This is a genomic window from Limnofasciculus baicalensis BBK-W-15 (assembly GCF_024178385.1).
Classification (GTDB): domain Bacteria; phylum Cyanobacteriota; class Cyanobacteriia; order Cyanobacteriales; family Coleofasciculaceae; genus Limnofasciculus; species Limnofasciculus baicalensis.
The window spans coordinates 1-16,657 of sequence record NZ_JAMZMM010000113.1 but is presented as its reverse complement, the minus strand read 5'-3'; the positions used below and the strand labels follow the sequence as shown (position 1 = coordinate 16,657).

The window sequence follows — 16,657 nt, the reverse complement described above, 5'->3', positions numbered from 1 at the left end:
AGATGGGGGAGGCGGGGATGAGGTTGAGGATGAGACTGTGGGGCATGTTGATATCTTTTTTTTAACGCAGAGGTACGCGGAGGTTTGAGGGAGGTACGCGGAGGTTTTTTTTGAGCAAAGACTCTATCTGTAGGGTGCGTTATGCGATAGATAACGCACCATTACTACAGTAGGAAAAGGAATTAAATTTTCCTCCTCATACACCTCGAAAACGATACTCCATTTGTCCAGGGATTTCCAAGTTACCAAACTCTTTTTCTAACTTATAATATTGTCCTTGGAGTTTGATGTTACGAATTAAACTGACAGGTGGCATATTAATCACATCGTAACTGATGACGCGATGGGAAAACATGACATCTAGAGGGTTGAGAGGATAGGGGAAGATAAATTCTCCTTCACATCGCTTAAATTTGGGTAATTCCTCAACTGTTACTTCGGCTTTACTCATCCATTTACCTAGACGTATCCATTTTGGTAGTTTTTGGGGTTTGTCAATTAGAGATTTTTCCGAAATTATGAAAAACTCAAATTTACTTTCCGGTGCAATTTCTTTTGTTCTACCAAAACTGGGGATATTCTTCTGGGTTTTTTCCATTTCAACGTGATAGTTATTGTTGGCGTATTTCCAGGTATTGAGTATGGAAGAATGGGAAAGGGATCTCGCCGGAGTTACATAAATTCCTTGTTGGTTAAGTGGGGTTAGGTGTTCCTCGTATTTGGGCACTTGTTCCGGACAAAAGTAGCGATAGGAATGTTCTTCGGGAACCGTAGTAGCATATTTTTCACTATCGACTAATCCTAGGGCGTAACAGAGGGCATAGTTGTGAATTACTGCTTCTGTTTCGTAGAGTCTTCCTATCTCACGAGTTGCATAATATACGCTGTCGTGTAATTCTATTTGACAGCGATAGATAATTGTCATCGTAATTACTCCGCTGCTGCACTTGCTTTTTTACCTTTCTTGCCTTTTTCTGAACTCTTGAGGATATATTTCTGTGCATAAGTACTCGATTCCATATTGGCTTGAGTTAACATGGCTTTGAGGCTGGCTTCATCACTAGTAATGGACTTAACCTCTGCGAGTAGTTGTTGAAAAGAATCGCCGATAAAATCAGTATGGGAAACATATTCACCAGATATGAGTTCATTGATTGCTTGACTTGCTGCTTTCAGGACATCATCTTCATTTAAGGGATCGGGTGAATTAATTTGACCTAAATTTTCCATCAAGTCATAGATTTTTTGTGTCCAGCGGAGATTACTGACAATCTCTCCATCAGCAAAAATTACGCCAATTAGTTCATTTCTCACCCTTCCGGTGCGGGTAGTTTGCGCCCCATAATGACGGGTTCTCAGAATGTTATTAAAAACATAGATAAATCCCGCTTCAGTTGGATCTTTTAGTGTCACAATGCTGGGAAAAAACACTTGCGGTAAAATATGATCTTGGCTGTTAATGCGACTGGTGACTTCCCCTTGACGGCTCATTGTTCCATTTTCAAAGGGTGCGTTGAGGGTAAAATTGAGGTGAGAATCATCGAAAGAAGTAATAGAATAAGCAGTATCTACAACAACTTTAGATTTTTCCGAACCAGAGTCACCAATAGCGAAACCATAGAGGATACAATCAGGAGTAGTTTTGCTGAAATCAACGTTATAGTCGCACTTTTCCCAGTCGCCAATTTGGTAATTCCGCAGTAATTCTCGCCCGGTTAAACGTTCCGGTGTAGACTGTTTACGCTTGAACATTGCTAACCGACTAATTGCTTGTTTGTGTTTGTCTTCAATTCCAGCGCGAACTTTGGCTTTATTCAACTCTCCATCTGTCTGGAATAATGGATAAGATTCTGTCACCCGCACCGTTAAGAAGTGAGCATATTTTCCCATTGGTTTAGCGGGAATTTCGGTGTGGAATAATTTTGAGTCGATTGATTTGAGGAATGCCATGGTGATTAACTCCTAAATTTTGATTAATTTGACTGGGTTTGTAGTAAGCGCTTCAGCGCTTACTACGAACAATGAGATGAAGCATTAGGGAAGTAAAGCCTTGACGAGAATACGCATCAGTGGCTCTAAATCATCCGGAACGCGATAGGTATCTAAACCCTGATCGATATGTTTTACATCTCGATGCAAAAGACCAAATTCCCAGATTTTCCCGGTGGTTACAGCCCCTAATATAGTTGGTTGTGCAGGTGTGCGATCCCATTGATCGAGGGCAATCATTTCTGCCACAAGTTGGCTAAAACCATAATCAAGATCTTCTCGTTTTGCTTCAATCACTAATACCTCGGTTTGACTTCTGATCAAGTAATCTAAATATCCCTGAAGTTGCTCGGTTACCTTGATAGCATACTCAATTTTTAACTGAGATTTAGTGTAATAAACTAAATCCAAAACAACTTGTGAAATCAGTACTTCACGGCGAGATGTTTCACTTGCTAAATCAACGTAAGGAAGCACTCGCTCAATTCGAGATTTAAGTGCTTCTAGAGACTCTAGTTCACTTTGATATTGTGGCAAATTTAACCGCTTACGGGTTAGAGTATAGCCAAATTCATTAGCAAGCTCATCTGCGGCAATTTTTAAATCAAAAATCTTGGTGAATGTATATGGTTGATTGGGATTTAGTAGTTTCGACATGGCGAATACTCCTGATAAATCATCTATGAGATAAGCTAGACAACAAGAGATTGAACTAAAATGCGCATTAGCTCCTCCAAATCTTCTGGCACTCGATAGGTGTATGATTGATTTGGATCGAGTAGCTTTGCCATATTAGATTCCTCCTAACGTTGGATCGCTTTATCGATAGACTAGTGAGTTGAATTTATTCATCAAGGTTATCATCTTGTGAATCTTCTTGGTTGTGGGATTGACTCTTACTGATTTTGTCTTCTTCTAGGCGATAGATAAACTCACAAGTATCGCGAATTAGGTTTAGTTGTGTACCTGCTAAACGAGCGCGATCGCTTTTTAAACTTCCATCAAAAATTACCTCCACAAAATACTTAGCAAATTCATAAATAGCTTGTCTTTCTTCTTCTGAAGTCAAAGCAGGTTTCCACTTGCCATCCATGAAAGTAAGTGTCGGTTTCCCTTCTGCTGCACGTCGCCGCACATTATTCATCAATTTTGATAAACGTCCCGCGACAATATCTATTAAAGATTCGCTATCGTTGGCTAAAGCTTTATCAAATTTAAGAATTACATCAGCCGCTTCATCGATTGGTTTAAGAATGGCATTAGCTTTGGCATATTGACTCTTAGCACGATAAAAGCGGCGATAAAGTTGTGTTAATTCCCGCAGTTGATTCACGGTTTTTCCCTCCGGTTCAAAGTAGTAGTAAAGGTCAAAGTACAAGCGAATTTTGGCAATGGGGACAGATTCAATTTTGTCTTGCTTTCGCAGCCATTTATTCAGGTAATGAAAGACATAGAGAGGACTGGTTTCTAAATCTCGTGCCAAGTCCGCTAATTTACCCCAGTCAGGGTTGCCATCTTTCTTGCGATTGACTTCTAAGTGAATGGAATAAGCAGCACTAAGAGCATTTAATGGTGAAAATTTACGCGGTGTTGAGGTGCGAGGCAAAATGCTATCTAATCGATATTCATCTTGTTTAATTAAAGCACGAATCGCTTGGTGTTCGCCATCTAAAACTGTAGTTGTTTCAAAGTCAGCACCGCTAATAAATGGTGGTACTGGTGACTCTGATGCAACTACTTTCACATCGAGAATCAGCGGTAAAGCTAATGCTAACCAAGCTGGCATTACCCATGATTCGGTATCTGTCGCATCTTTTCCCGGTGGTAATCCTAAGAAAAAGAATGTCAGGGGTTGATTATCTGGATAGCTAATTTTAAAAGTCCGATCATTTTCTGATTCCAAATTTTCCTGAATTAATAAGGAATCTACTTGTTGATAGTTATCAACATCAAATTTAGCTACTTGCTTATCGCTAATTAAATGCTTACGAATATCGGCATCAAATCGAGTTCGTGCAATCCAACTGTAAGCCTTTTGCAAAAACTTATTGGTTTCTGGGGTAAAGAAGTAAGCGGGGTAAAGATATAGATAGCGATATTTGCGGCTTTCAAAGTCTCCTCCTGTGGCATTAGTTTGATTCATCAAAATTTGTCTCAACATCAGTTCAATTGACCAAATTGAGCAAATTTGACGCTTGGCTGCTTGGGCGTTAAACAAAATTTGGCGGTTGCTGTAAACTTGGGGAGTAAATAAAGTCGCCGCTTCCATTTGTTCCGTCACGGTATATGATGAACTGGACATAGCACAGACATTTTCTCGTCCTCTTCCTGTTATTTTTGCCGCCTTATATCGCGTTAGTTCGATTAAAAATGACTGCGTTTCTGGTACGACAACTGCACCACTTGGTAAGGAAACAACTTGACTGACATAAGTCCGCAAATCTTGCCAACCATCAGGCATGGTAAATTCTGCAAAAATCGGTGTAATTAGACTAGCAGCATGAGCGACTATTCCCTCCATAATATCTCGAACTTGTGCCTCATCTAACCCTTTATTCTGCTGAAAATACCGTGCGGCTAGATAATACCAATCAAGGGGAACACCGCCAGTTTTTTTCAGGGATTGAATAGCTGATAATGCGGGTATTTCATCTGCCAAACCTAAGTATTCAGCCAGTTTTTGAGTTAATTCTAATTCCGGTAGAGTTTTGCGGTTAGCTTTGGGTAAATCTTTCTGAGAAGTTTTAACGCGATCGCACCAATTATCCCATATTTTTCGACAGAGAATATCGCCAAATTCTGCCAAGCGATCGATCCGGTAATCTTCCTCAAATTCTACATTAAACTGACTCGGTAATTCTCCAGCCTTTTGAAAAGCTACCAAGCTATCACTACGCTTTTTAGCCGAGGAACCTTTGGTACTGGGAATCAGTTTACAAGCCGCTACGGTACTGACTTCCATCAGTTCAACGGTATCGAAGAATAGCCAGTAATAGTCAGCAAATTTAAAGCCTTTCCCATCACGACTAAATCCAGTCGGTTTTAATCTCAGTCTCTCAGCACAAAGATGCTTAATTTTAGCGATAACTTGATGAGGAATTCCTTCAGTATCAATCCCAGGTGCATCAATTTTTGCTAAATAAACAACCCCATCAGGTAAATACAAAAGCGGTGTATAAAACTCCCTGAGATGTCCATCGATCAAAGCATTATTAATGATATTTGTCAATACGCCACGATTATCTGAAAGTGAGTGATAGCTAAACTTAAACTGTCCGTTACTGAGGCTATGCAAAACATCGCCTAATCCTTCTGATTCGACATCGCTGGGACGTTTTACCACCGAAGCAAATAAGTCAGAAAGTCTGACTAAATTTGCCAAAGTTCCTCTCACTCTCCCATCTAATTTCGGTTGTAATCCCCGAGTTGCCAATCCTAAATCTGCATCATATTTAACCCCAGCATTGTTGCTCATCCAGACAATATCATCAATGTGAGATTTCCAGTTGTCACCTAATAAGCTATCTAAGCCAAATTCTTGTAACTTCTCAGCCACATATTCTCGTCCAAAATTAGGCGCTTCATCTTTATGAGGTGGTTTCTCCCTCCAGTCTCTGTTGGCAAATTTTCCCTCTGAATCGTTAGTTTCCAGCCATTTACAATAATCGGGGAATTTGTCAAAGTCGTGGAGGATATATGATGCTACAAACAAAGCTATTTCGGTTTCACTGCAATGGCGTTTGACTGGATTGGTTTCCGATGTCTCTGTCTTCAGCTTTTTGAGAATTCGGTAACTTGGGAATAAACCATTAAGCAGGTGTGATGTAAAAGATTGATCGTGTTTACTCCGTTCAACATTTTTTCCTTCAGCGCGTCTATCTTCCGTAAATTGACCACCTTTAGCTGTTGCACCGACTAACTGCTGAATTAGCTTAGGTAAGACATTTTCAGCAAAAGATGCGATGATGCGATCGCTCTCATTCCCCTCTACTTCCCGTACCGCCTCTTTAAACAATCGAATTGTTAAAAGTTCTGGCTTTTCCGATGTTTCTTCATCCTCATCTGGAGAATGTAGCCATTTGTAAAGTTCATCTTCATTCATGATTATGTTTACTCTGGTTCAATTGGTTGATCGTTTATATAAGGAGAAAGGAATGGAGTTCAGTACTCCCTGAGTATAAATATTTATTAGGTATTGAAACATTATTGCCTTCTGATTTCGGGCAAAGCCCTTTCTCCCCAATATTTTCAACAAATCCATCCTTCATCCTCCTTTGGCTTCCAGTGCCAAATTAGCGTTTCCAACAACAATGCGGAGCGCCCAAAAGCAATAGTGTAAGGCGGTTTCCGTTCCTCAGCGCGATCGCTCAAGCCATAAGCCTGAAAATGAATTGGTAATCCTAATTTTCCTCTTAAGGTAGCGCGATCGCAATCTGAAATAAAGCACACTAACCCTCGATTCGCTAACTTGCGACTAATATCGTTTGTTCCTCCCGTCACTTCTAAACCTTTCAAAATTTGAACCTTCCCAGATTTAGACATATCCTTTAAATCCTCTCCCCCATAATAAAACTGCCAATCCTCTCGCAATTCTCGATATCCAGTCAATTTCAAATAACACAAAGCCTCATCAAACCGACTACTTGCTAACCCACCTTTCTTTGCTTGTGCCATAAAGTCTTTCTTTTCCATCCACTCAAAAGTAAAATTACTCAATAAACTAGGAAGATTATAATTTTTAAAACGTTCTCTTTCCGGTTCATCTAGATTAGTAGCGTCATAAATACCACAATCTAACTGACTAATTCCCCGAAAACTCCGCGCCTCATCAATGATTTTCTTTTTTTCCTTCTCCATACATCGGAAAAGCTGGGCGTACATCTGTTTAATCCTGATTCCCAAAGTACTTTCGATATCGGCTTCAAACTTATCAGCCGCTTCTGGATATTGTTGCCGCATTTGCCAGCTTTTCTTTAACTCCAAATGAACGCAAGCAGATTGAATTCCACCCCAGCGCTTGGGATACTGTTTAAACTCATTCACATAGCCATAATGAGCGCGAATAGCCTCAGAAAAGGTAATGCGATTGTAGGTTCCCTCATCTTCTAACGGATGCTTTTCCATTTCAAACAGCCTCTCTACAATAAAATTAGGTAGCAAAGCATAAGCCTGATAAACCTCAAAACCTTCATGTCTACCCAACCTACCAAACCGTTGAATAAAATTCCCCGCATCTGCGGCTTCAAATACCAAAAAATTAATCTTAAAATCCACCCCCACATCAATCGTAGAAGTTCCCAAAAGCAAATCCGCTTCTGCTACCGATCTAGACTTTTCTGTCTCCCCCGTCAATCCTGTATTCTCTCTTACCTTTAATCCTAAAGGTTCAAAAATCTCTTTGAATTTAGGTACTAACTTTTTGACAGCCGCAATCGAATTTAAAATAATTGCCCCCTTACTCCCAGGATGTTCTTGAAAAAACGACAAAATCGTTGTTTCCACATTCTCTAAAATCCAGTCATAACTCGAGCGTAGGTTCGGTTCTAATTTTTTAGGAAAACTCAGTCGAATTGGATAGTTAATCTGTCGCCAATTATCCCCATGTGAAAACTGATAAGCACCTTGTTTAACTGGATCGATAATCCGATACCTCAATCCAGCCTTAGCCAAAAAATCCTCTAATAAATCGTTGGGAGTTGCCGAAAGAAAAAGAAACTTTTTCCCGGGTACGGTGTGCTTAATTAGTAGCATCGCATTCAGAATGCTGGTAATTTGAGCAGATGATAAAACGTGAAACTCATCAAACAGCATTAATTGATAATTCTCGTCAATTTTAGCAAATAAACGATTAGCGTTATCTCCCTTGCCTTCCTTATTACGCCGCAGGTAGCGGAAGTCATGGATATAGTGAAAGATATCGGGATTAGTCAGGAGAATCTCTGAATTTTCAGCGCGATTGCATAATCCCGTCAGTTTAGAAGATAGTTTATTCGTCTGAATAAACTCTTCAAGAATTGCCGCATTTAATCGATAAATTTGTGGATCGTATTCTGGTTTAAACTGAGCTTTATAACCCGCTACCTGTTTTTCCTGATCTCGTGCCAATTCATTTGTCGGGTACATGGCTAAAGTGTACGTGCGATTTGTCATCGCTGGCAGATAAGCCGCCAAACTTTTACCATCACCCGTCATCGCTTGATTAAAAACCACATCCACATTTGGATCTTGCAGCAGCTTAAAAGTTTCGGCTTGATGCCAGGAAAGCGAGGACCAATCAGGCGGTAACGTCACGCCCTGGGGAACTGCTTCCGCCCGCTGCGAGTATACGGGTTGAAGCCCAATAGTGTAGGCTGTCATAGTTGGATGGCTGTGAATTGAGCTAATCTGTACTTAAACTAAATTGATAATGACATATTTTTCTTGAAAGTACAAGTGTGATTTTCCAGATGCCCAGAAAAAAAGAAACGATTACACTATCAATCCCACCGGGAACCAAAGAGCAGCTAGAAGCCCTCGCACGCCGCCTCAAAATCTTTTGGGGCAAAGAACCCAGCGTATCGGGGCTGATTGTCGCGATCGCCCAACAACAGCTAGCCCTCGGAGAACCTTTCTCCCTAGACTCTAATCAGGTCAAAGCTTTGCAGCAAGCCATCAAAGCTTTGCAGGATGTAGGTCATATAGGAGAAGCCCAAACTATACTTACACTTTTGCTAAGTCAAGGTAAACTGGAAACACCCCTCCGTCAATCCCTGATGAAACAACTTAGTCAACCTACGGAAGGATGGCGGATTCAGATTGAAGATTTCAGAGCAAGAAAGCAGCCATTCTGCCTCCTCTACCGCAACTCCCAAGAGCAAGAATTAGAATTTACTGTCCGTTATGCTGAGACTACCTTTTACGAAAAACGCTTCTACCTCCAAGTCTGGTGTGAAGAAACCAAAGATGTGGAAAATGAGAACCCCGATTTACCAGAATTGTGGCACAACCGTTGCTTGCGTTTTGACAAGATTCAGTCAGTTTTGCCCATTGGTGGCGAGTGGCGAGGTGAATTGGACTCCATCAAAGTACACTTACAGTTTACTGGTTGGCTAGCAAAAGCATATCAATTTAGAGAGGAGGATTTGGAACATCAACTCAAAGATGGCGTACTCCATGTAACGCGGCGAGTCGTCAACCCTTTCTGGCTGATTCGGGAACTATCGCGGTATTGGGAAGATTGCGTAATTGTAGCTCCCGATAGTATCCGCGATCGCGTCAAACAAAAACTTAAATCCCTTTGCCACAACTACGATATCGAAATTCGGGATTAATATTTGATATTATCAGAGCCAGAAAATCAGCCGTGGACTCAAGTCTACGGCTAATAACTTAAGTCCATTGAAATGGACTAAAATCCTTCATTTTATCCATTACCTAATTATTAGCATAAAATCCTAAATGATTGGCAATCGGACGTTCTTGCATGGGAATTTTATTGTGAATAGGAGCATTGAGAACTTTTGCTCCAGCAGGAGTAGCCATCGCTAAGGTAGTTGAACCACCTCCATCTAAATTGAGAGCCATATCGACTCCTAAGTTTAACAATATCTCTTGCACTTCAGATGCTTTTAATCCTTCGCTATAAAAGCGCTGTTTGCCATCAACTAAAAGCAACCATAATTTTTCTCCTTTCTTATCTAAAGCTGCTACTACACGAGGATAATTTTTGAGATCTTGACTGTTATCTTCGTCAATAGTTGTTGCTTTGCCATTTTGGATTAGTATTTTATTACCCGCTACTCCTTCCTGAGTTCCTTCCGGACAAGTACCGCTAGCGATAATTTGAGCGCGATTGTTAGCAGCAAAACAAAGAACGGGAAAGTTAAAATTTGGTTCTGAATAAACTTTGCCGTTAGAGATAGCCTGACCGACATTGTTAACGCGATCGCCATTTTTAGGAAAGTAATCCCAAGGAGCCTTTTCTTTAAAAGGAGAAAAGAAATTAGCATTGATTGCCAATTGCAGTTTGAATTCTTCTAAAAATTGAGAAGCAGTGCGAGCGTTAGTTTCCATCTTGTCCGATTGCTGCGTTCCCGGAGTCACAAAAACCCCGATTCCCGGTGCTGTCAAATCGATGTTAACGAGGTGCAGCATGACGGGATGAGGAAGGGAACGAAATTCTCTTTTGTAACTAATTCCCTGGAATAGCGATCGCGTTTCGTTGGTTAGTGGCGGACGCGAAAAGAATGGTGTATTATATATTATTATTGGTACTAGCAATAGGATCGCTATTATTGCTTTTACAGCTAACTCTATACTGCGTTGAGAAATTACTTTCATGAATTTGTTGTTAGTTGTTAGTTATTAGTTATTAGTTATTAGTTGTTAGTTGTTATCTTAGCCATCTTTACAAACGTAGAAGAGAGCGGCGATAGTTCTTTTTATCTTTCTTTATTGTTCCTTTGTTTGATTATTTACTTGTTACTAACTTAGTAAATTTATGTCTAATTATCCACAACATAACTTTGCCGATAGAGATTTGAGGAATCGCTCCTTTCAAGGACAAATTCTCAATGGTGCGGACTTTAGCGGTGCCGATATTCGCGGTTGTAATTTCAGCAACGCACAGTTAGTTGGGGCTAACTTTGAAAGAGTGAAAACCGGATTATCTCGCCGTCAGTTAATATCAATACTATTAGCAATAGCGATAGTTTTCTTAGGATTGGGAGATGTTGTAGGACGAGTGATATTTAACGCTCAAGGAGAAGTTCCCAGTTCTCGTTATTGGTCTTTTGTTATTTTATTATGCACGGTGTTAATGGTAGCGGGATTAGCGGCTGGAATTACTGCCATTTGCGGAAAAACATCTGCTTTAGGAAGAGTGGCGATCGCTGTATCTAGCATCTTATCAGGAGCGATTGTCGGGTTCTTTTATCTCGGTGTCTTGAGTAATAACAATCCTATCGCAGCACTAGCAGGTATGCTTGCAGGTGGAAGTTTAATGTATTTTGTCAATTCTCAATGGCATTCTCAACTAGCAAAGATCGCGATCGCTGCTGCTGCTGCAATAACTGCTTATGGAGCGACTTTTGTCTTGAGTGCTACTGCCAGTTCTTTTTTAAGCGTGGAAATAATCTTCCCTTGGGGAGTTGTTTTTACTTTCTTGTCTTTGGTTTATTTTTGGTTGGCGATCCTTTCTTTCTTTCATGTCGTTTTGCAAGTGCAACAAGCAGTTGGAACTTCTTTTAAAAGAGCTAATCTCACAGATGCTATATTTACTAAAGCCGAGTTACGCAATACAGATATCGATCGGTAGAAGATTATCTATCTCTTCCTTTGTGTCTTAGTGTCTTAGTGTCTTAGTGGTTTCTTCAATAGTTATTCTTCCGGCGCGAAAAGAGTAATAAAACTAAAAGAGAACTCGAACCATATTCGCCCTACTGCTGCTCGTATTCTATAATAATGTTCCGAATATCCTCTGCTCCAATATCGACTTGTTCGGATTTGGTGTAAACTGTCAGCAAAATGATTCCCGTTGCTGTTTGGACGTAGTAAATTAAACGGTAGCCACCACTTTTACCTTTTTGAGTGTCGCTATTTCGGACTGTCAACTTGAAGACTGCATAACCCACTCCAGCAATTCGATCTCCTGGCAGCTCTCCCTGTTCGAGTTGTTCGATGACGGGTTGAATATCCTTGCAAATATCGCTCTTTTTGGCTGAGTATCCAGGAAGTTAAGCCGTCGCAAAGTCAGAATACTCGCGCACAGAAGGATGGTGGAAACCCACTACAATTTCTTTTTGAGAGATACCCATCTCTTGTAAATCTCGATCGACTTCAATGTCAGTATTATTTTCTTGCAGCCAAATTTTCTCACCTTTGATATCAAAGTGAAACAGGCAGTGATGAACCCGCTTCACTCCTCGCCAACCCACATTGAGTAAAAGATAGCGATCGTTTTCAGTATCGAAAACAAGCTCGATTTCAACTTCCGCTTCTGGGTTCTTACTCATAGAATCAGCATACTGTTTCAGCCATAGTTGTCGCCCCGTCAGATCAATATCTACTATCTCGAATTTCAAGCTCGATCCTCTACCTTACTTACTACTAAGCAGTAGATGAACCAAACTATCAATCAATCGCTCGCTCTCCATAGGCATAATTTCTTTACCGTGCATCATCTCTTGTAATTGAACATAATAGATGACTGAGCCAAGGAAAATCCGCGCCGCTGCTTCTGGATCGGGAATATTCAGTTGTGGACAATTAGCTAGATATTCAGTTAAACGCTCAATTCCTGGCTTGGTAATGCAACGAATAAAAGTTTTCGCTAAGTTGGGAAACCGAGCCGATTCACCAATCATTAACCGAATAAATGTTAGATGATCCGGCTCTGTTAAAATCTGATTTAGCAAAGTCGTTCCTAACCGCCGCAACACAACCTTGGGTTCCCCCTCAATCATCTTATCGTTAAATATAAATTGAAAATTTTCCTCTGCTAGTTGCTCGACTAAAGCAGTAAATAATGCTTCCTTATCCTGAAAGTAGCTGTAAACAGTAGCCTTGGAAACTTTGGCCGCCGAGGCTACCCTATCCATACTAGTAGCAGCGTAGCCATGAGCCAAAAATTCCGCCATCGCCCCTTGCAGAATTTGTTCGGCTTTTTCACTACTAGTCTCCCGTGGGGATTCAGTTTTGGCTCTCCCTTTACTTGCTTTTTCCTTCACCTTATTTACACTGGTTTTCGCTCGTACCATTCTCAAAAATTATATTATCAATAAACCGTTTTACCCCTTCTCCCAACTCCTCCCCTATTCATGAGAGAGAAGCCAGATTTCCAGCTCCCCCTTCCCTACTAGGGAAGGGGGCTGGGGGGTTAGGTTTTTCCACCTTGACTTTATCATACTAAACGGTTTAGTATAGTAACAAGACTAAACCGTTTAGTTTTCTACCAGGAGGTCTGCCATGGTGAACTTAAAACTCTCCGCCCAATCGGGAATCCTTACTCCCCGCAGTACATTTGCACTATCAATAATAGCCACTCTGATTGTGGGCGGGAGTGGGATTTATGCGGTGAGACAGTTTCAGTCAGGAGGAAATCGAATCGCAGAAACTGCTGTGGTAAGCAGCCCAAAAATAACAGTAGTGACAGCCTTGGGGCGATTGGAGCCAAAAGGAGAAGTAATTAAACTCTCAGCCCCTACATCTGCTGAAGGTAGTAGAGTTGAGCATATTTTAGTAGAAGAAGGCGATCGCGTCAAAGCCGGACAAGTAATTGCCATTTTAGACAGTGAGAATCGCCTCCAAGCCGCCTTAGCAGAAGCCCAAGAAAGAGTGAGAGTCACCCAAGCGAATTTAATGCAGGTAAAAGCCGGAGCCAAGGAAGGCGAAATTACCGCACAAAGAGCAACAGTTGCCAGGATTAAGACAGAAACAACCAGCCAAATTACCGCACAAAATGCCGTAGTTGCTCGGATAGATACGGAACGTCAAAATGCAATTGCTGCCCAACAAGCAACCATAACAAGACTAGAATCTGAACTCGCTAACGCCCAAATAGAATATCAACGCTATCAGACTCTTTACCAAGAAGGAGCAATTTCCGCATCAATCATAGATAGCAAACGCCTTACCTTAGATAGAAGCCAACAACAACTTAAAGAAGCCCAGGCAAATTTAGATCGTATCAGCTTAGGACAAGCAGAACAAATTAAAGAAGCACAAGCCAATTTAGCACGAATTTCTGCTGGAGGACAAGAACAAATTAAAGAAGCAGAAGCCACCTTAGATAAGATTTCCGAAGTCCGCCCCGTAGACGTACAAGCCGCCCAAGCAGAAGTCAATCAAGCCCTAGCCGCAGTCAAAACCGCCCAAGCCAATTTAGATCGAGCTTATGTGAAATCTCCCCGCGATACCCAAGTATTAAAAATCCACAATCGCCCCGGCGAAATAATTGCACCAGAAGGAATTGCAGAACTAGGAGAAACTAGCAAAATGTATGCCGTAGCCGAAATCTATGAAAGCGATATCAAAGAAGTAAAAAACGGTCAAAATGTGCAAATTACCAGTGATTCTTTCCCTGGAGAATTAAAAGGAACCGTTGAAAGAATTGGCTTCCAAGTGAAAAAGCAAAACGTCATCAATACAGATCCATCTGCCAACATCGATAACAGAGTAGTAGAAGTAAGAATCCGTCTAGATCCTACTTCCAGCCAAAAAGTCACCGGATTAACCAATCTACAAGTAAAAGTAACCATTGATATCTAACATTGCTCAAATAGTTGGAACAGATCAAAAAAAAACACTCTCTTCTTTGCGTACCTTTGCGTTAACCTTTGCGTCCCTACTCTGGCGAGAAGCCGCTGCGCGTCTATGCGTTAAAAAAATCTCTCTTATATACAACTGATAACCAGGATAGATAAATTTGAAAACCCCCATCTTCCCTACTCCAAAACCCACACCTTACTCACCAATAAAATGTTCTCATTCATTCAACAACTAAAACGCCGCACGTCACTAGGATGGCTGCAACTAACTCACCAAAAAAGTCGCTTATTAGTCGCAATTTCTGGAGTAGCTTTTGCCGACGTGCTAATGCTAATGCAGCTAGGCTTCCAAACAGCCTTATATGATAGCAATACCCGAATGCACCAAACCCTAAACGCTGACTTAGTGTTAATTAGTCCCCAAGCCCATAACTTAGTAAGAATGTCCTCTTTTTCCCGCCGTCGCTTATATCAGGCGATGAGGATACCTGGGGTAAAATCTGCGGAACCACTATATACTAATATAGCCAATTGGAAGAACCCCGAAACTCATAAAGAAACTACCATTTTGATTGTGGGGTTTAATCCCGATCGCGCTGCTTTTAACATCCCGGAAATCAATCAAAACTTAAATTCGATTAAGTTACCGGATACGGTATTATTCGATCGGGCTTCCAGGGGTGAATATAAAAATGCGATCGCAAAAATTGATAGTGGGAAAAGCGTCAAGACAGAATTGGAACAGCGGATGATTACTATTAGTGGTTTATATCGCATCGGGGCTTCATTTGCGGCGGATGGTAGCATTATTACTAGCGAACAAAACTTTCTCCTATTATTCCCGCGCCGCCAAGCTGCCAGTGTTAGTATCGGTTTAATTAAACTGACATCAGGTTACGATCCAATTAAGGTAGCAACTGAATTAAAATCTCACTTACCTAATGACGTAGCGGTGCTAACTAAGGAAGAATTTGTTAATTTTGAAAAAGATTACTGGTCAAAAAATACTCCCATTGGTTTTGTATTCAGTTTGGGTGTGGTAATGGGTTTTGTGGTAGGGATAATTATCGTCTATCAAGTTCTTTCTACTGATGTTAACGATCATATAGGAGAGTACGCTACATTTAAAGCCATGGGTTATCGCCATATCTATTTTTTAGGTGTAGTCTTTGAAGAAGCATTAATTTTAGCAATGCTTGGCTTTATTCCAGGAGTAGCGGTATCACTAGGCATGTATAGTTTGACTCGCAAAGCTACTAATTTACCTTTATATATGACATTGGGCAAAGCTGTTTATGTTCTAGTGTTAACTATGATTATGTGTACGATTTCAGGTGCGATATCTACTGGTAAATTACAAGGTGCTGATCCTGCTGATATGTTTTGATTTTAGGACTTACGCAGCTATATTGCAGATAGTCGTAATGGTGCGTTAGCAAAGCATAACGCACCCTACTACTACATCAAATGTCCCCACTCCCCACTCCCTACTCCCCATTCCCCAAAATGTTTACTCAAGCAGCTATTGAAATTAAAAATCTGAATCACTACTTCGGTGCAGGTAAATTGCGGAAGCAGGTGTTATTTGATATCAATTTGCAGATTAATTCCGGTGAAATTGTAATTTTGACTGGTCCTTCTGGTTCCGGAAAAACTACTCTTTTGACTTTAATTGGTGGATTGCGTTCCGCCCATGAGGGTAGTTTATTAGTATTAAATAGACAAATAGTTGATGCTTCTAAAAAAGAGTTAGTCCAAGTGCGGCGGCATATTGGTTATATTTTCCAAGCACATAATTTACACAAAAGTTTAACCGCCTTACAAAATGTGCGGATGGGATTAGAACTTCATCCAGAATATTCTGTTCAAGAAATGCTGCAAAAATCTACCGATATGCTTGAATTAGTAGGATTGGGAGAGCGAATCAATTATTATCCAGACGATTTATCTGGAGGACAAAAACAAAGGGTAGCCATCGCCCGTGCTTTAGTTAGTCATCCTCAAATTGTCTTAGCTGATGAACCCACAGCAGCCTTAGATAGTAAATCCGGTAGAGATGTGGTTAATTTACTGCAAAAACTTGCTAAAGATAGAGGCTGTACAATTTTATTGGTGACTCACGATAACCGGATTTTAGATATTGCGGATCGGATTATTCACATGGAAGATGGATTTTTATCTCCTGCGCCGATAGTATTTCAATCAGCCATATAATTTAATACTTTCTCAGTTAAATTATATCAAAGATAATAAGCAATCGGGATATAATAAAATTACCAGATTAGTAAAGTAAACGTCAGGGTGAATGAACCAAATGCCGAGTACGATAATCCCTGGAAAGAGGCAAGAGGGGACTATTTTGAGTCATTCCTTTTGCTATTATTGCTATGGCTCATTTAAAAACCAAAGCCACCACAGGTAAA

13 protein-coding genes and 1 pseudogene are annotated in these 16,657 nt (G+C 40.7%); 5 read left to right on the top strand and 9 right to left on the bottom strand.

What is annotated here, in order from left to right:
* Positions 1 to 196 precede the first annotated feature (196 nt).
* From cas5d to cas3, 5 genes are all read right to left on the bottom strand, one after another.
* A complete protein-coding gene (cas5d, locus tag NJ959_RS13090) occupies positions 197 to 925 on the bottom strand; it encodes a type I-D CRISPR-associated protein Cas5/Csc1 (protein ID WP_254012196.1) in 729 nt (242 codons plus the stop codon).
* Positions 926 to 930: 5 nt separating this feature from the next.
* A complete protein-coding gene (gene cas7d / locus NJ959_RS13085; RefSeq protein ID WP_254012195.1) occupies positions 931 to 1,950 on the bottom strand; it encodes a type I-D CRISPR-associated protein Cas7/Csc2 in 1,020 nt (339 codons plus the stop codon).
* Positions 1,951 to 2,034: 84 nt separating this feature from the next.
* Positions 2,035 to 2,646: a hypothetical protein gene (locus NJ959_RS13080; RefSeq protein WP_254012194.1), complete on the bottom strand. Its 612-nt coding sequence runs from the start codon at positions 2,644 to 2,646 to the stop codon at positions 2,035 to 2,037.
* A 187-nt stretch (positions 2,647 to 2,833) separates the two neighbouring features.
* Positions 2,834 to 6,091, bottom strand: coding sequence for a type I-D CRISPR-associated protein Cas10d/Csc3 (gene cas10d, locus NJ959_RS13075; RefSeq protein WP_254012193.1), 3,258 nt, complete (start codon positions 6,089 to 6,091; stop codon positions 2,834 to 2,836).
* A 146-nt stretch (positions 6,092 to 6,237) separates the two neighbouring features.
* Positions 6,238 to 8,346, bottom strand: a complete 2,109-nt coding sequence (cas3, locus tag NJ959_RS13070; RefSeq protein ID WP_254012192.1) for a type I-D CRISPR-associated helicase Cas3' — start codon at positions 8,344 to 8,346, stop codon at positions 6,238 to 6,240.
* An 89-nt stretch (positions 8,347 to 8,435) separates the two neighbouring features.
* On the opposite strand from cas3, the gene NJ959_RS13065 reads away from it, so the two are divergent.
* The gene (locus NJ959_RS13065) at positions 8,436 to 9,299 is read left to right on the top strand and encodes a helix-turn-helix transcriptional regulator (protein ID WP_254012191.1); all 864 of its coding nucleotides are present in this window, start codon (positions 8,436 to 8,438) and stop codon (positions 9,297 to 9,299) included.
* Positions 9,300 to 9,402: 103 nt separating this feature from the next.
* On the opposite strand, the gene NJ959_RS13060 is transcribed toward NJ959_RS13065, so the two are convergent.
* Positions 9,403 to 10,308, bottom strand: a complete 906-nt coding sequence (locus NJ959_RS13060; RefSeq protein WP_254012190.1) for a phosphodiester glycosidase family protein — start codon at positions 10,306 to 10,308, stop codon at positions 9,403 to 9,405.
* Positions 10,309 to 10,468: 160 nt separating this feature from the next.
* On the opposite strand from NJ959_RS13060, the gene NJ959_RS13055 reads away from it, so the two are divergent.
* The gene (locus NJ959_RS13055; RefSeq protein WP_254012189.1) at positions 10,469 to 11,284 is read left to right on the top strand and encodes a pentapeptide repeat-containing protein; all 816 of its coding nucleotides are present in this window, start codon (positions 10,469 to 10,471) and stop codon (positions 11,282 to 11,284) included.
* Positions 11,285 to 11,405: 121 nt separating this feature from the next.
* Here the strand turns inward: NJ959_RS13055 and NJ959_RS13050 are convergent.
* The 3 genes and pseudogenes from NJ959_RS13050 to NJ959_RS13040 form a co-directional block, all read right to left on the bottom strand.
* Positions 11,406 to 11,672: pseudogene (locus tag NJ959_RS13050) on the bottom strand (type II toxin-antitoxin system RelE/ParE family toxin); the annotation flags it as partial.
* Positions 11,673 to 11,702: 30 nt separating this feature from the next.
* Positions 11,703 to 12,050: a XisI protein gene (locus NJ959_RS13045; RefSeq protein ID WP_254012187.1), complete on the bottom strand. Its 348-nt coding sequence runs from the start codon at positions 12,048 to 12,050 to the stop codon at positions 11,703 to 11,705.
* A 15-nt stretch (positions 12,051 to 12,065) separates the two neighbouring features.
* Positions 12,066 to 12,725, bottom strand: a complete 660-nt coding sequence (locus NJ959_RS13040; RefSeq protein WP_254012186.1) for a TetR/AcrR family transcriptional regulator — start codon at positions 12,723 to 12,725, stop codon at positions 12,066 to 12,068.
* A 208-nt stretch (positions 12,726 to 12,933) separates the two neighbouring features.
* Here NJ959_RS13040 and NJ959_RS13035 point away from each other — a divergent pair, with 208 nt between their 5' ends.
* The 3 genes from NJ959_RS13035 (at position 12,934) to NJ959_RS13025 (ending at position 16,448) form a co-directional block, all read left to right on the top strand.
* Positions 12,934 to 14,235, top strand: a complete 1,302-nt coding sequence (locus NJ959_RS13035) for an ABC exporter membrane fusion protein (RefSeq protein ID WP_254012185.1) — start codon at positions 12,934 to 12,936, stop codon at positions 14,233 to 14,235.
* 210 nt (positions 14,236 to 14,445) lie between these two features.
* Positions 14,446 to 15,621 carry an ABC transporter permease DevC gene (devC, locus tag NJ959_RS13030; protein ID WP_254012184.1) on the top strand — a complete coding sequence of 392 codons (1,176 nt, stop codon included), beginning with the start codon at positions 14,446 to 14,448 and terminating at the stop codon, positions 15,619 to 15,621.
* 80 nt (positions 15,622 to 15,701) lie between these two features.
* Complete coding sequence (locus NJ959_RS13025; RefSeq protein ID WP_373693656.1) at positions 15,702 to 16,448, top strand: DevA family ABC transporter ATP-binding protein; 747 nt, start codon at positions 15,702 to 15,704, stop codon at positions 16,446 to 16,448.
* The last annotated feature ends 209 nt before the right edge of the window (positions 16,449 to 16,657 follow it).

Coding starts and splice junctions, on each gene's coding strand:
- cas5d (WP_254012196.1), bottom strand. CDS start 925: ATGACAATTATCTATCGCTGTCAAATAGAATTACACGACAGCGTATAT.
- cas7d (WP_254012195.1), bottom strand. CDS start 1,950: ATGGCATTCCTCAAATCAATCGACTCAAAATTATTCCACACCGAAATT.
- NJ959_RS13080 (WP_254012194.1), bottom strand. CDS start 2,646: ATGTCGAAACTACTAAATCCCAATCAACCATATACATTCACCAAGATT.
- cas10d (WP_254012193.1), bottom strand. CDS start 6,091: ATGAATGAAGATGAACTTTACAAATGGCTACATTCTCCAGATGAGGAT.
- cas3 (WP_254012192.1), bottom strand. CDS start 8,346: ATGACAGCCTACACTATTGGGCTTCAACCCGTATACTCGCAGCGGGCG.
- NJ959_RS13065 (WP_254012191.1), top strand. CDS start 8,436: ATGCCCAGAAAAAAAGAAACGATTACACTATCAATCCCACCGGGAACC.
- NJ959_RS13060 (WP_254012190.1), bottom strand. CDS start 10,308: ATGAAAGTAATTTCTCAACGCAGTATAGAGTTAGCTGTAAAAGCAATA.
- NJ959_RS13055 (WP_254012189.1), top strand. CDS start 10,469: ATGTCTAATTATCCACAACATAACTTTGCCGATAGAGATTTGAGGAAT.
- NJ959_RS13040 (WP_254012186.1), bottom strand. CDS start 12,725: ATGGTACGAGCGAAAACCAGTGTAAATAAGGTGAAGGAAAAAGCAAGT.
- NJ959_RS13035 (WP_254012185.1), top strand. CDS start 12,934: ATGGTGAACTTAAAACTCTCCGCCCAATCGGGAATCCTTACTCCCCGC.
- devC (WP_254012184.1), top strand. CDS start 14,446: ATGTTCTCATTCATTCAACAACTAAAACGCCGCACGTCACTAGGATGG.
- NJ959_RS13025 (WP_373693656.1), top strand. CDS start 15,702: ATGTCCCCACTCCCCACTCCCTACTCCCCATTCCCCAAAATGTTTACT.